This window comes from Polaromonas sp. P4_F4, from assembly GCF_056401355.1.
The window spans coordinates 73,487-87,613 of the sequence record NZ_JBFUJO010000013.1 but is presented as its reverse complement, the minus strand read 5'-3'; the positions used below and the strand labels follow the sequence as shown (position 1 = coordinate 87,613).

Annotated in this window: 10 protein-coding genes; 6 read left to right on the top strand and 4 right to left on the bottom strand. The window is 65.8% G+C overall.

The genetic code is table 11. The features are described from left to right. Positions 1–480: 480 nt before the first annotated feature. Complete coding sequence (locus AC1DUR_RS14940; protein WP_477719629.1) at positions 481–1,410, bottom strand: LysR family transcriptional regulator; 930 nt, start codon at positions 1,408–1,410, stop codon at positions 481–483. A gap of 201 nt (positions 1,411–1,611) precedes the next feature. On the opposite strand from AC1DUR_RS14940, the gene AC1DUR_RS14935 reads away from it, so the two are divergent. The 6 genes from AC1DUR_RS14935 (at position 1,612) to AC1DUR_RS14910 (ending at position 11,360) form a co-directional block, all read left to right on the top strand. Further along, positions 1,612–2,490 carry an alpha/beta hydrolase gene (locus AC1DUR_RS14935; RefSeq protein ID WP_477719628.1) on the top strand — a complete coding sequence of 293 codons (879 nt, stop codon included), beginning with the start codon at positions 1,612–1,614 and terminating at the stop codon, positions 2,488–2,490. Positions 2,491–2,527: 37 nt separating this feature from the next. After that, on the top strand, positions 2,528–3,766 hold the full coding sequence (locus AC1DUR_RS14930) for an efflux RND transporter periplasmic adaptor subunit (RefSeq protein ID WP_477719627.1): 1,239 nt from the start codon (positions 2,528–2,530) through the stop codon (positions 3,764–3,766). A gap of 31 nt (positions 3,767–3,797) precedes the next feature. After that, complete coding sequence (locus AC1DUR_RS14925) at positions 3,798–7,040, top strand: efflux RND transporter permease subunit (RefSeq protein WP_477719626.1); 3,243 nt, start codon at positions 3,798–3,800, stop codon at positions 7,038–7,040. Between the two features lie 38 nt (positions 7,041–7,078). Next, the gene (locus AC1DUR_RS14920) at positions 7,079–8,488 is read left to right on the top strand and encodes an efflux transporter outer membrane subunit (RefSeq protein ID WP_477719625.1); all 1,410 of its coding nucleotides are present in this window, start codon (positions 7,079–7,081) and stop codon (positions 8,486–8,488) included. Between the two features lie 410 nt (positions 8,489–8,898). Next, positions 8,899–10,260 carry a methyltransferase gene (locus AC1DUR_RS14915; RefSeq protein ID WP_477719624.1) on the top strand — a complete coding sequence of 454 codons (1,362 nt, stop codon included), beginning with the start codon at positions 8,899–8,901 and terminating at the stop codon, positions 10,258–10,260. Positions 10,261–10,289: 29 nt separating this feature from the next. Further along, entirely contained in the window at positions 10,290–11,360 is a 1,071-nt protein-coding gene (locus AC1DUR_RS14910) for a tRNA dihydrouridine synthase (protein ID WP_477719623.1), read from the top strand. Between the two features lie 81 nt (positions 11,361–11,441). Here AC1DUR_RS14910 and xth read toward each other — a convergent pair whose 3' ends face one another. The 3 genes from xth to AC1DUR_RS14895 form a co-directional block, all read right to left on the bottom strand. Beyond that, on the bottom strand, positions 11,442–12,233 hold the full coding sequence (gene xth / locus AC1DUR_RS14905; RefSeq protein ID WP_477719622.1) for an exodeoxyribonuclease III: 792 nt from the start codon (positions 12,231–12,233) through the stop codon (positions 11,442–11,444). 20 nt (positions 12,234–12,253) lie between these two features. Beyond that, positions 12,254–12,472, bottom strand: a complete 219-nt coding sequence (locus AC1DUR_RS14900) for a hypothetical protein (RefSeq protein ID WP_477719621.1) — start codon at positions 12,470–12,472, stop codon at positions 12,254–12,256. A 215-nt stretch (positions 12,473–12,687) separates the two neighbouring features. Then, a complete protein-coding gene (locus tag AC1DUR_RS14895; RefSeq protein ID WP_477719620.1) occupies positions 12,688–14,127 on the bottom strand; it encodes an aldehyde dehydrogenase family protein in 1,440 nt (479 codons plus the stop codon).

Genomic DNA, 14,127 nt, shown 5'->3' with positions numbered 1-14,127 from the left:
GTTCGACCCCGCATCGGCCATCAGCCGTTAACCATCAGCCATCGGAATGGACCAGCGATGGTTTGAACGCCCGTGACCTTGTGCTTACGGCTGCCCCTGGGGTTTGCCCGGCTGAACAGGCGGCTCGGGCTTGTCCGCGTCAGGGCCGGCGCCAGCGGCAGGCGCGTTGCCTGCGGGCTGATTCACGGGAAAAGGCCACCGTCCTTTTTCCTGGGGAACGGTGGGCTGCGTGGCTTCTCTGGCGCGCTTCTCCAGGGCTTTTCGGCTATTGCTGTCGGGTGGACAGAGTTGGGACGGATCATTGAGTCTCGGCATCGGTATCTCCAAAGTATGGATTGAAAGTAACCGGTATGCCGGGTGTCCGATGTAGGTTTGGGTTGACGCCGGGTGTAGGAAGGCCCGCGCCGGGTGTCCGGTCATCCCTGCGATCCGGGGCTTCTGCGGGCCCGGCCCGAGCCGGCCGCGGCCGGGGGCATGGGCTCAGGCGGGCAGCGTGCTCTTGCGCTGTATCAGGTCGTGTTTCGCAAACAGCTCGGCGATCCAGTCGACGAAGACACGCACCTTGTTGCTCAGGTGGCGGTTGGGCGGGTAGACCACATGCAGCGGGATCGATTCGGTGCACCAGCCATTGAACAGCGGCTCGAGCGCGCCCGTGCTGATGTAGTCCTGCACCTGAAAAGTCGCGGTGTGCAGCACACCCAGTCCGGCCAGCGCGGCGACCACGCCGGCGCGCGAATCGTTGACCGACAGCAGATAGTTGCCGCCGACTTCGACGGTTTCGCCGTCCTTGTAGTACTCGAACGAAAAAAGCTTGCCGTTGCGTGGAGAGGCGTAACGGATCATGCGATGGCTGTCCTCGAGTTCGGCCGGATGCCGGGGTGTGCCATGGCGCTTGAGGTACGCGGGCGAGGCACATGAAATCAGATAGAACTCTCCGATGCGGCGCGCGACCAGCGACTGGTCGATCAGTTCGCCGCCGCGTACCACGCAGTCGACGTTCTCGGCAATGATGTCTACGGGCCGGTCGCTCACGCCCAGTTCGAGCTGGATATCGGGATAGCGCGCATAAAAATCGGGCAAGGCCGGAATGATGACAGCGATGCCCAGCGAGGCGGGAATATCCACCTTGAGCCGCCCGCGCGGGCTGGCCTTGGCGCGCGACATGCTCGCCTCGAGTTCTTCCATCTCGCTGAGCAGGCGGCCGGCGCGTTCGTAGTAGGCCGCGCCGTCCGCCGTCACCGTGACCTTGCGGGTGGTACGGTTCAGCAGCTTGGTGTCCAGTTCCTTTTCCAGGGTCTGGATCAGGCGGGTTATCGTCGGCTTGGGCATGGCCATCGAATCGGCGGCCTTGGTGAAGGTGCCGGCTTCCACGACCCTGACGAAAGCCTGCATGGCTGAAAACTTGTCCATGAGAAGTCCTGTTCAGACGTAGGGGAAAGGGTTTACCCCGATGATGACGGGCTTGCGATGGGCCTGCTTTTGGCTGGTTTTCCATCGATTGTTGCTTTAGTGAAATAAAGTATAAGCAAAACGGCTATTTATTAAGTAGCCTGCTGAGCATATCTTCTGTTGCATCGCAACAAACATGGGGCCGCTTGCCGGATCCAGAAGATGACCAGCCACCCGCCCGCCCGCTCCGGCACCGAAAAAGCTCCGCCCGCCTGGGTGGACAAGCAGATCCAGCTTGCGCTGAAAAAGCCGCTGGATGTGCGCTTTTACGGCCGCCGCCCTGTCGGCGCCGTGTCGCCGCTGGTGGTGCACTTTCATGGCGGCGCCTTTGCCGGCGGTTCGCTGGACGGCGGCTCCTGTGTGGCGCGGCTGCTGGCCGATACCGGCGCCGTGGTCTTGTCGCTGGACTATCCGTTGGCGCCCACCCATCCTTTTCCGGCGGCGGTGGAAACCGGTTATGCCGCGTTGCTGTGGGCCTGGAAGGCCCGCCACAAACTGGCCGGGCAGGGCGCGCCCGTGTATGTCGCAGGCGAGGAAGCTGGCGGCAACATTGCGGCCGCCGTCTCGCTCATGGCGCGCGACCGGCAGGAGCCGGCGCTGGCCGGGCAAATCCTGCTGTCGCCCATGCTGGACCCTTGCCTGGCAACGGCTTCCCTGCGCGATGCCGAGGCCGGCCCGGTCGGGTGTGTCTGGGCCGATGGCTGGCACCACTACCTGCCCCGTCTGGAGGACGCCAGCCACCCTTATGCCGCGCCGGGTTCGGCCCTGCGTCTGGCAGGCTTGCCGCCCACGCTGCTGGTGACCGCCCAGGATGATCCGCTGCGCGACGAGACGCTGGAGTATGCGGAGCGCCTGCGCGCCGCAGGGCTGGTAGCGCAGCACAGCGTGCTGCCGGGGGTGACCGGCTGGCCTTGCAGCTACCTCCAGCCTGTCAGCCACGAGGCGGCGTGGGCGCCGGCGGTGCAGCGGCTGTTCACCGAATTTTTCGCTAGCACCACTGCGCTGCAGGCCGGGCACACCCATTCGTCTTCCGTTTCCTGAATCCGTTTTTCAATTGTTTTTTTTGAGGGAGTTCACCATGCAATCGTTTCAACTACCGGCCAACAAGCGCCGACTTCTGGCCATTGCCCTGGCCGTGCTGGCCGTGGCCGGCATTTCCGCCGCCGTCTTCGGCGTGTCCAGCCCGCGCGCCCAGCCCGGGGCAGCGGCCGAGCCGCCCGCCACCCCGGTGTCGGTGGCGACTGTCGTGCAGAGCGATGTGGCCGCCTGGGACGAGTTCTCCGGCCGTCTGGAGGCCGTCGAGCGGGTGGACATCCGTTCGCGCGTGGCGGGCACCATCCAGGCCGTGCATTTTCGCGAAGGTGCGCTGGTCAAAAAGGGCGACCTGCTGTTGACGATTGACCCGGCCCCTTATGCCGCCGATGTGGAACGCGCCGATGCGCAGGTCGCGGCCGCCCAGGCCCGGGTCACCCAAGCCAAGGGCGAGCAGGAACGCTCGCAGCGCCTGTGGAGCGAGCAGGCCATCTCCAAACGTGAATTTGACGAGCGCACCAACGGCAAGGGCGAAGCCGACGCCAACCTGCGCGCCGCGCAGGCGGCCTTGCAGACGGCGCAGCTGAGCCTGGGCTACACGCAGGTGCGCGCGCCGGTGTCCGGGCGGGTCGGCAAGCTCGAAGTCACCGTGGGCAACCTGGTGGCAGCGGGCCCCGGCGCCCCCGTGCTGACCACGCTGGTGTCCGTGAGCCCCATCTACGCCAGCTTTGACGCCGACGAGCAGGTCGTGGCCAAGGCACTGAAAGACGTGCAGGGTTCCGCCGCCGGCGCCGCAGGTAGCCGTAACCTGGACCGCATCCCGGTGCAGATGGGCACGGCCGCCAGCACCGACACGCCGTTTGAGGGCAAGTTGCAATTGGTCGACAACCAGGTCGATGCGAAGAGCGGCACCGTGCGTGCGCGCGCCGTGTTTGACAACAAGGATGGCCAGCTCATGCCCGGCCAGTTTGCCCGCATCCGCATGGGCCAGGCCACCAAAGGCACGGCCTTGCTGATCAACGAACGCGCCGTCGGCACAGACCAGAACAAGAAATTCGTGCTGGTGGTGGGCGCCGACAACAAGGCGGTGTACCGCGAAGTCACACTGGGCGCCTCCATCAATGGCCTGCGCGTGGTCAAGGGCGGCCTGGCGGCCAACGAACGCATCGTCGTCAATGGCCTGCAGCGCATCCGCCCGGGCGCGCTGGTGGCGCCGCAACCGGTCGAGATGTCGGCCAAGACAGAGCTCAATGCCAAACCGGTGCAGGTAGCTGCCAAGTCCTGAGCGGCGCTGAAAACTGAAAAAAGAACATCGTATGAATCTCTCTAAATTTTTCATTGACCGGCCGATCTTTGCCGGCGTGCTGTCGCTGCTCATGCTCATCTCGGGCCTGATTGCGCTGCGCTCGCTGCCGATTGCCGAATACCCCGACGTGGTGCCGCCCACCGTGGTCGTGCGCGCCCAGTACCCTGGCGCCAACCCCAAGGTGATTGCCGAGACCGTGGCCACGCCGCTCGAAGAAGCCATCAACGGCGTCGACGGCATGCTCTACATGAGCAGCCAGGCGACCACCGACGGCCTGATGACGCTCAACGTCACCTTCAAGCTGGGCACCGACCCCGACAAGGCGCAGCAGCTCGTGCAAAACCGTGTCTCGCAAGCCGAGCCGCGCCTACCGGAAGAAGTGCGCCGCCTCGGCATTACCACCATCAAGAGCTCACCCGACCTCACGATGGTGGTGCACCTGCTGTCGCCCAGCGGCCGCTATGACATGACCTATCTGCGCAACTACGGGGTGCTCAATGTCAAGGACCGGTTGGCCCGCATCAACGGCGTGGGCCAGGTGCAGCTGTTCGGCTCGGGCGACTACTCGATGCGCGTCTGGCTGGACCCGCAAAAGGTGGCCGAGCGCGGCTTGTCCGCCGGTGACGTGGTGCGCGCCATCCGCGAGCAGAACATCCAGGCTGCGGCCGGCGTGGTGGGTGCGTCGCCCGGATTGCCCGGCGTGGATATGCAACTGTCCATCAATGCCCAGGGACGCCTGCAAAGTGAAGAAGAATTCGGCGACATCATCGTCAAAACCGAAAAGGCCGAAAAAGGCGGCGCAGTCACGCGCCTGCGCGACATTGCCCGCCTGGAGCTGGGCGCCTCCGACTATGCGCTGCGTTCGCTGCTCGACAACAAGCAGGCCGTGGCCGTGCCGGTGTTCGCCGCGCCGGGCTCCAACGCCATCCAGATCTCCGACGACGTGCAGGCCGTGATGAAGGACCTGAAAAAGAACATGCCCGAAGGCGTGGACTACGAGATCGTTTACGACACCACGCAGTTCGTCCGCTCCTCCATCACGGCCGTGGTGCACACCCTGCTCGAAGCGGTGGCACTGGTGGTGCTGGTCGTGATCATCTTTTTGCAGACCTGGCGCGCTTCCATCATTCCGCTGCTGGCCGTGCCCATCTCGGTCATCGGCACCTTTGCAGTGATGCATCTCTTCGGCTTTTCCATCAATGCGCTCAGCCTGTTCGGGCTGGTGCTGGCCATCGGCATCGTGGTGGACGACGCCATCGTGGTGGTCGAAAACGTGGAGCGCAACATCGAGGCGGGCCTGAGTCCGCGTGACGCCACCTACCGCGCCATGCGGGAAGTGTCCGGGCCCATCATCGCGATTGCCCTGGTGCTGATCGCCGTGTTCGTGCCGCTGGCTTTCATCACCGGCCTGTCGGGCCAGTTCTACAAACAGTTCGCGCTGACGATTGCGATTTCCACCGTGATCTCTGCCATCAATTCGCTGACGCTGTCGCCAGCGCTGGCCGCCTTGCTGCTCAAGAGCCATGACGCACCGAAAGACGCGCTGACCCGCGGCATGGACAAGGTGTTCGGCCGCTTCTTTGCCGCCTTCAACAAGGCCTTTGGCCGCGGCTCTGACAACTACAGCCGCGGTGTCAAGGGTGCGATCTCGCGCAAGGCCGTGATGCTGGGCGTGTACCTGGTGCTGGTGCTGGCCACGGCAGGCCTATTCAAGGCCGTTCCCAGCGGTTTTGTGCCCGGGCAGGACAAGCAGTACCTGATCGGTTTTGCCCAGCTGCCCGACGGCGCGACGCTGGACCGCACCGAAGACGTGATCCGCAAGATCAGCGACATCGCCATGAAACAACCCGGCGTGGAACACGCGATTGCTTTCCCCGGCCTGTCGATCAACGGCTTCACCAACAGTTCCAACTCGGGCATCGTGTTTCTCTCGCTCAAGCCGTTCGATGAGCGCAAGAGTGCGGACCTGAGCGCAGGCGCCATCGCCGGCCAGCTCAACGGCAAATTCGGCGGCATCCAGGAAGCGTTCATCGCCATGTTCCCGCCGCCGCCTGTGCAAGGCCTGGGCACCACCGGCGGCTTCAAGCTGCAGCTGGAAGACCGCGGCTCGCTCGGCTATGCCGCGCTGGACGCCGCCACCAAGGCTTTCATGGCCAAGGCTTATCAGACGCCTGAACTGGCGGGGCTGTTCTCCAGCTTCCAGGTCAACGTGCCGCAGCTCTATGCCGACATCGACCGCACCAAGGCGCGCCAATTGGGTGTGCCGATAACCGATGTGTTCGACACCATGCAGATCTACCTGGGCAGCCTGTACGCCAACGACTTCAACAAGTTCGGCCGCACCTATTCCGTGCGGGTCCAGGCCGACGCGCCTTACCGCGCCCGTGCCGAAGACATCGGCCAGCTCAAGGTGCGCTCGACCACCGGCGAGATGGTGCCGCTGTCGGCGCTGATGAAAGTCACGCCGAGCTTCGGGCCGGAACGCGCCATGCGCTACAACGGCTTCCTGTCGGCCGACATCAACGGCGGCGCCGCACCCGGCTACTCGTCAGGCCAGGCGCAGGACGCGGTCGCGCGCATCGCGGCCGAGACGCTGCCGCCCGGCATCAGCTACGAGTGGACGGACCTGACCTACCAGGAAATCATTGCCGGCAACTCGGCCATGTGGGTCTTCCCGCTGGCGCTGCTGCTGGTGTTCCTGGTGCTGGCCGCGCAGTATGAAAGCCTGACCCTGCCGATCGCCATCGTGCTGATCGTGCCCATGGGCTTGCTGGCCGCCATGCTGGGGGTGAAGCTGACCGGCGGCGACAACAACATCTTCACGCAGATCGGCTTGATTGTGCTGGTGGGGCTGTCGGCGAAGAATGCCATTCTGATCGTGGAGTTTGCGCGCGAGCTGGAGTTTGCCGGGCGCACGCCGCTGCAGGCTGCCATTGAAGCCAGCCGCCTGCGCCTGCGTCCCATTCTGATGACCTCGCTGGCCTTCATCATGGGCGTGCTGCCCCTGGTGCTGTCGACCGGCGCCGGTGCCGAGATGCGCCACGCCATGGGGGTCGCCGTGTTCTCGGGAATGATTGGCGTGACGGCTTTCGGCCTGTTCCTCACACCGGTGTTTTACGTGACCCTGCGCCGCCTCACGGGCAATCGTCCGCTCAAGCTGCACGGCGAAGTGCCGCATCTCGAGGCTTTTGCGGGCAGCGGTGGTGCCGGCGCGCATGCCCAGCCGGCGGCGCCCCTCAAGCATCACGAATAACAAGAAACAAGAAAACAAGAAAGTTAAAGGAGTTCGTCATGAACCGCATTCATTCAACACTGCGCATGTCGCTGGCGCCCCTGGTGGCAGCACTGGTGCTGGCCGGCTGCGCCACCAGCGCCTCGATTGACGCGTCCAGCCTGCCGAAGGCGCCGCAAGCCTTCAAGGAAAACGCCAGCCAGGTCGCCTCCGCAACGGCCACCTCCGCCCAGGTGCAATCCCAGGGCACCTGGTGGAAGGTGTTTGCCGACCCCGTGCTGGACCAACTGGTGGAGCAGGCAGGCCGCAACAACAACAGCGTGCAGGTTGCGGCAGGGCGCCTGGCCCAGGCGAGGGCGATTGCCCGCAACACCGACGCCGACCGCCTGCCCCAGGTCGGCCTGGGCGCCGGCGCCACGCGCCAGAGCAACGCCACCACCGGCAATGTGCCGCAAACCGTGGTGAGCGCCAACGCCAACTTCTCTTACGAAGTGGACCTGATCGGCAAGCTCTCGCTGAATTCCGACGCGGCCTCGCTGGACGCCCAGTCCCGCGAAGCGCTGCTGCGCAGCACGAAATTGCTGGTGCAGGCCGATGTGGCCCAGACCTACCTGAACCTGCGCGCACTCGACACCGAACGCTCGCTGGTGCGTGACACGCTGCAGGCCTACCGCAACACGCTGCGCCTGACCGAAGTGCGCTTCAAGGAAGGCGACGTGGCCGAACTCGACGTGGCCCGCGTGCGCGCCGAAGTCGCTTCCACGGAATCGGAGGCGCTGGCCCTGGACCGGCGCCGCGCCGAACTCGAGCATGCGCTGGCCGTACTGGTGGGCGAGGTCGCCTCCAGCTTCCAGGTGGCGCCCGCCGAATGGACCACGGCGCTGCCGGTGATCCCGGCCGGCGTGCCCAGCACCGTGCTGGTTCGCCGCCCCGATGTGTCGGCGGCACAAAGCACCATGCAGGCCGCACAGGCCCGCGTGGGTGTGGCCAAGGCCGCCTGGTTCCCCACGTTCTCGCTGACCGCCACGGGCGGCTATGCGGCGCCGGAGATCAGCGACCTGTTCAAACTCTCCACCCGCGCCTGGGGCGTGGGCGCATTGTTGTCGCTGCCGATCTTTGACGGCGGCCGCCGCGAAGCCGGCGTGCAGAACGCCAATGCCGAACTCGATATCGCATTGGCCAACTACCGCGAACAGATCCTGGTGGCCTTCAAGGACGTGGAAGACCAGCTGGTGGCCCTGCGCTTGCTGGCCGACCAGTCCGAAGCGCAGTCGCGCTCGGTGGCCTCGGCCACCCGCGCCACGGTGCTGTCGGACTCGCGCTACCGCAACGGCTTCGTCAGCCAGCTCGAGTTGCTGGACGCCCAGCGCAGCGAACTGCGCAACCGGCGGCAGGCGTTGCAGGTGAAGACGTCGCAATATCTGGCCACGGTGGGGCTGATTCGCGCGCTGGGTGGTGGCTGGGCTTGACTGTTGCACACCCCTGTTGAGGCTCACTGCGTGTAGCCTCCTCTCCCCTTGCAGGGGACAGGCGCCTGTGGGCCGGCGAAGCCGGACCCCGGCCCCTGCTGGGGAAGAGGGGCGCAGCTCCGAGCACACCCCTATTGGCGCTCACTGCGTGTAATGCCCTTTCCCCTTGCAGGGGACGGCGCCTGCGGCCTGGCGAAGCCAGTTCCGCGGCCCCTGCCGGAAAACTCTCCGGGCGCTCTTGTTTTGCTGGAGGCGTATAAAAAATGGCTTTGCGGGCCGTTTTTTTCGTTTCGGCGGTGTTTTGAGCTCTGCGGCGGCCTGAAATGGCCCCAGGCAGGCCGGAAGAGGGCGCCATCTGTTAAAACAGTTGGCTGTTTTTTGCTTTCACCTTCTTTACCTGTCTGCCCCTGATGTCTGTTTCACCTGCCGCTCCTGCCACCTCTGCCACTGCCCATCCCCTCATTCACTGGACCGAGGGCAAGGAAAACCAGGCCCATTCGGCGCGCTGGCGTTCCGAGCGCGGGGCCGCGCCGCCCAAGCGCGTGGTGATTGCAGATGACAGCATGGCGGCCGACACCGCTTACCGGCTGGCTTGTGAGGGTACCGGCCTGCTCTGGCGGGGTGACTTCCAGAACGCGCGGCTGCTGCTGCAGGCGCTGGCGCGCCGTGTCGACAAGCCGGCCAAACCCAAGCGCGAGAAGCGCGTCAAGGACCAGAAGGCTGGAGAGCCCAGCGTCCAGGTTGAAGCGCCTGCGCCGGTGTTCCCGGAAGCCTTTCACCTGCACCGCCAGGCACAGGCGCAGCGCGCCCGCGTGCTGGGCATGGTGCTGATCCCGTTTGACGCGGACTACAGCATTCCCCTGCGCCGCGCGCCCGATGCAAAGAAGGCTTGTTCTGAAGCGTGGGGTCCGGCTTCTTCTGCCCCCACGCTTGTCGCTTCGCGTGCCTCCGGCGGTACGCTGCCCCTTTCACCGGCGGAAGGGGCTGTTCCGCCTAAGGGCGGCCTGTCGGCGGAACTTGCTTCGGCCTCAAATATCGCATCGGTCGCATCGTTGCGCGAGCTGATGGGCTTCATCAGCGCGCACGAGTGGCGCCGCAAGGGCGTGCCCATCCCGGCCCTTGGTGAAGACGGGCCGCACAACCGCATCCATCCGCATTACGGCGTTTTCTCGCCGGTGCGCGGCGAATACATTGACCTGGTGGCCCAGGCCCCCGTGCGCGAGGGCACCGAGGACCTGCTGGCTTTTGACATCGGCACCGGCACCGGTGTGCTGGCCGCCGTGCTGGCCCTGCGCAGCGGCGTGCAGCGCGTGGTGGCCACAGACCAGGACCCGCGCGCGCTGGCCTGTGCGCGGGACAACCTCAAACGGCTCGGATTTCCGCAGGTCGAAGTGCGCGAGGCCAACCTGTTCCCCGAAGGCCGGGCCCACATCATCGTCTGCAACCCGCCGTGGTTGCCGGCGCGTCCCGGCTCGCCGGTCGAGCACGCGGTGTATGACGAAGACAGCCGCATGCTGCTGGGTTTTCTGGGCGGTCTGGCAGCGCACCTGGAACCGAAGGGCGAGGGCTGGCTGATCCTGTCGGACATTGCCGAACACCTGGGCCTGCGCACGCGCGCGTGGCTGCTGGCTGCGATTGACGCTGCAGGACTCAAGGTGGTGGACCGGCTCGACGCGCAACCGCATCACCCCAAAGCCTCGGACCCGACCGACGCGCTGCATGCAGCGCGCGCGGCAGAAGTCACGTCCTTGTGGCGATTGGCTGCCAAATAGATAGAAGTTTGAGATAGAAGTTTGACGAGATGAAGGCTGCACCACACGCAACAATTTTGCTGGCCCCGATGGAGGGCCTGCTGGACTTTGTCCTGCGCGACATCCTGACGCGGGTCGGCGGCATAGACCGCTGCGTGTCCGAATTCATCCGCATCACCGACCAGCTCCTGCCCGAGCGCGTGTTCACCCGCATCGTGCCCGAGCTGCACAACGGTGGCCGCACGCTGGCCGGCGTGCCGGTGCGCGCGCAACTGCTGGGTTCCGACCCGGGCTGTATGGCCGAGAACGCGGCGCGGCTGGCCACGCTCGGGCCCGCGGGCATTGACCTCAACTTTGGCTGTCCGGCCGCCGTCGTCAACCGCCACGGCGGCGGTGCATCCCTGCTCAAGGAGCCCGAAACCCTGACAGCCGTCGTCGGCGCGGTACGCCGCGCCGTGCCGGCCGGCATGCCGGTCTCGGCCAAGATGCGGCTGGGCTACAGCGACGACTCGCGCGCCGTCGAATGTGCGCTGGCGATCGAAGAGGGTGGCGCCGGCGAGCTGGTGGTGCACGCCCGTACCAAGGCGCAGGCTTACAAACCGCCGGCCTACTGGGAGCGCATCGCCGACATCCGCGCCGCGGTCAAGATCCCGGTCGTGGCCAACGGCGAAATCTGGACGGTGGAGGACGCACGCCGCTGCCGCGACGCTTCGGGCTGCAGCATGCTGATGATTGGCCGCGGCGCGGTGGCCGACCCCGGCCTGGGCCTGGCCATCAAGGCGGCTATGGGTCACCCGGCCGCTGGCGGGCACGAGCCGGGCATCACGTGGGCGGAGCTTGTACCGCTGCTGGCGGATTTCTGGCACGTGGTCTGCAGCCGCCTGGATGCGCGCGCCCGGCCCGGCCGGCTCAAGCAGTGGCTGAATTTTTTGCGCCGCCGTTTTCCGGAAGCCGAAGCCGCCTACCAGTTGCTCAAGACCATCACCGACCCGGCCTTGATTGACGAGTGGCTGGCGGCCCTGCTGCAGGCCCGGCGCGGCGCTGACCTCCGCGTTGACCTCCGGGTTGCGGGTGCGTTTCAGCCCGCCCTGCGGATGGAGCAGGCTGCGCTGTCGGGCTGATGCCTTGATGACATCGGTTCATCATCGGTTCACTATCGGTTCACCATCGGGTCAGGATCGCGAAGGTTTTGTGCCTGAAGGTTACGCCTGTGCCGCGTCCTGTTCAGCGAGCTCAACCCAGGCCGGTGCGTGGTCGCTGGCGTGCTCTTCCCCGCGCACCCATCGGTCTACCCCGCCGCCTTTGAGGCGTGGCGCCAGTTCGGCGTTGAGCAGGATATGGTCGATGCGCAGCCCCGAGTTCTTTTGCCAGTGCTGGCGAAAATAATCCCAGAAGGTGTAGATGCGCTCGTCGGGATGCAGGTGGCGCAGGCTGTCGATCCAGCCCTGCGATAGCAGGCGTTTATAGGCGGCGCGGCTTTCCGGCTGGAGCAAGGCGTCCTTCAGCCACGACTTCGGGTTGTAGATGTCAAAGTCGGTGGGCACCACATTGAAGTCGCCGGCCAGCGCCACCGGATGACCGGAGCGGTAAAGCCCCAGCGCGTGCTGGTTCAGGCGTTCGAACCATGCGAGCTTGTAGTCAAACTTGGGGCCGGGTTGCGGATTGCCGTTGGGCAGGTACAGGCAGGCCACGACGATGCCGTTCACCGCGGCTTCCAGGTAGCGGCTGTGGTCGTCGGCGGGGTCGCCGGGCAGTTCTCGCCGGATCGCCAGCGGGTTGGCGCCTTTGGCCAGAATCGCCACGCCGTTCCAGGAGCGCTGGCCCTTCCACAGGGCGCCATACCCCGCCTCACGCAGTTCAGCCTGGGGAAAAACGCTGTCCAGCGCCTTGAGTTCCTGCAGGCAGACCAGGTCGGGAGACTCTTTCTCCAGCCAGGCCAGCAGATTTGGCAGCCGGGTCTTGATGCCGTTGACGTTGAAGGTGGCCAGCTTCACGGGACGCTGCGTGGCGCGGCTCAGTTTTGCTTGCGGCGATAGGCTTCCGCGCCGCCGCTGCCCCCGCCATCGGGAAAGTCATGCTGGACCAGTTTGCCGCCGCCGGGCGGCACGGGCGACTCGATCAGCGTGCTGGCGCTGGTGTCATCGCCCGCTTCGTGGTCGGGAGGGTGCGGATGCGGGCTGGGGAGTGTGTCGCCGGTCTTCGCGCGTGTCAGGCTGGTGTTGCTGCGTGACATGTCAATGCTCCAGAAAGTTCATCCTCCGAAGGATGTCCTTTCAAGCTACCAGTTTTGCGGCGCGCAGTGTGTCGGACAAGGCCGCAAGCCTCTTGCCTACGCGGGTATTCGCCTTGCAGCGGAGGCTGTCTTCACAGCGTCCATGGCGATGCCTGAGCGACTACCTGGCGGCAGGTGCTCAAGCCCCGGGGATCGGGACTGGGGCTCAGGCCTGCTCAGGCCTGTGTATAAGCCGTTTTGACCGTGGTGTAAAACTCGGCCGCATGGCGGCCCTGCTCGCGCGGGCCGTAGCTTGACCCTTTGCGGCCGCCGAAGGGCACGTGGTAGTCCACCCCGGCCGTCGGCAGGTTGACCATCACCATGCCGGCCTGCGAGTGGCGCTTGAAGTGCGTGGCGTACTTGAGCGAAGTGGTGGCAATGCCGGCGGCCAGGCCGAAGGGCGTGTCGTTGGCCAGGTGCAAGGCCTCGTCGTAGTTTTTGGCGCGCAGCACGCTGACCACCGGGCCAAACACCTCTTCGCCGTTGATGCGCATGCCGGCCGTGGTGTCGGTGAACAGTGCGGGCCGCATGTAGAAACCGGGCTGGCCGTCGGCGTTGTGCTCGAGGGCTTCGCCGCCATAGGCCAGCGTGGCGCCTTCGCCGCGGGCGATCTCGACGTACTTCAGGTTTTGCGCGAGCTGGCTGGCGTCAACCACGGGGCCGAGGTCGGTGCCGGTCTTGCGGGCGTCGTCGACCTTGAGGCTGCGCAGTTTCTCCACCACGGCAGCCACAAAGCGGTCGTGAATGCCTTCCGTCACGATGACGCGTGAGGACGCGGTGCAGCGCTGGCCTGTCGAGAAGAAACCGCTTTGCACCGCGCAGTTGACGGCCACGCCGAGGTCGGCGTCGTCGAGCACGACCATGGGGTTTTTGCCGCCCATCTCGAGCTGGAACTTGGCCATGCGCCCGACGCAGGCCGCGGCAACGCGCTTGCCGGTGCCGACGGAGCCGGTGAAGGTGATGGCGGCGATGCGGGCGTCGTCGAGCAGGGTGGCACCGACTTGTGAGCCGGGGCCCATCACGAGGTTGAACACGCCCTTGGGCAGGCCGCTGCGCGAGAGGATGTCGGCCAGCGCCCAGGCCGAGCCGGGCACCAGTTCGGCGGGTTTGAAGACGACGCAGTTGCCGTAGGCCAGGGCTGGCGCAATCTTCCAGGCCGGAATGGCGATGGGAAAATTCCACGGCGTGATGATGCCGACCACGCCCACCGGTTCGCGCGTGATCTCGACACCGACACCGGGGCGCACGGAAGGCATGACTTCACCGCCCGGACGCAATGCCTCGCCGGCAAAGAACTTGAAGATGTTGCCGGCGCGGGCGACTTCGCCAATGGCCTCCGGCAGGGTCTTGCCTTCCTCACGGGCCAGCAGATCGCCGAGTTCGGCGCGGCGCGCCAGGATCTCGCTGCCCACCGCGTCGAGGATGTCGAAGCGCTGCTGCGGCGTGCTGAGCGACCAGGCCGGGAAAGCCGCCTGTGCGGCGGCAATGGCGTCCTTCGTCTGGGCGGCGTCGGCCTTGGCGTATTCGCCGATCAGGTCTCGCGTGTCCGACGGGTTGATGTTGCGCGTGACGCCCGGGGCTTCGACCCAGTCGCCGTTGATGAGGTTTTTAAACAT

Bases quoted from the DNA above. Each gene is read 5' to 3' on its own strand.
- AC1DUR_RS14940 (WP_477719629.1), bottom strand. From the start codon at position 1,410: ATGGACAAGTTTTCAGCCATGCAGGCTTTCGTCAGGGTCGTGGAAGCC.
- AC1DUR_RS14935 (WP_477719628.1), top strand. From the start codon at position 1,612: ATGACCAGCCACCCGCCCGCCCGCTCCGGCACCGAAAAAGCTCCGCCC.
- AC1DUR_RS14930 (WP_477719627.1), top strand. From the start codon at position 2,528: ATGCAATCGTTTCAACTACCGGCCAACAAGCGCCGACTTCTGGCCATT.
- AC1DUR_RS14925 (WP_477719626.1), top strand. From the start codon at position 3,798: ATGAATCTCTCTAAATTTTTCATTGACCGGCCGATCTTTGCCGGCGTG.
- AC1DUR_RS14920 (WP_477719625.1), top strand. From the start codon at position 7,079: ATGAACCGCATTCATTCAACACTGCGCATGTCGCTGGCGCCCCTGGTG.
- AC1DUR_RS14915 (WP_477719624.1), top strand. From the start codon at position 8,899: ATGTCTGTTTCACCTGCCGCTCCTGCCACCTCTGCCACTGCCCATCCC.
- AC1DUR_RS14910 (WP_477719623.1), top strand. From the start codon at position 10,290: ATGAAGGCTGCACCACACGCAACAATTTTGCTGGCCCCGATGGAGGGC.
- AC1DUR_RS14900 (WP_477719621.1), bottom strand. From the start codon at position 12,472: ATGTCACGCAGCAACACCAGCCTGACACGCGCGAAGACCGGCGACACA.
- AC1DUR_RS14895 (WP_477719620.1), bottom strand. From the start codon at position 14,127: ATGTTTAAAAACCTCATCAACGGCGACTGGGTCGAAGCCCCGGGCGTC.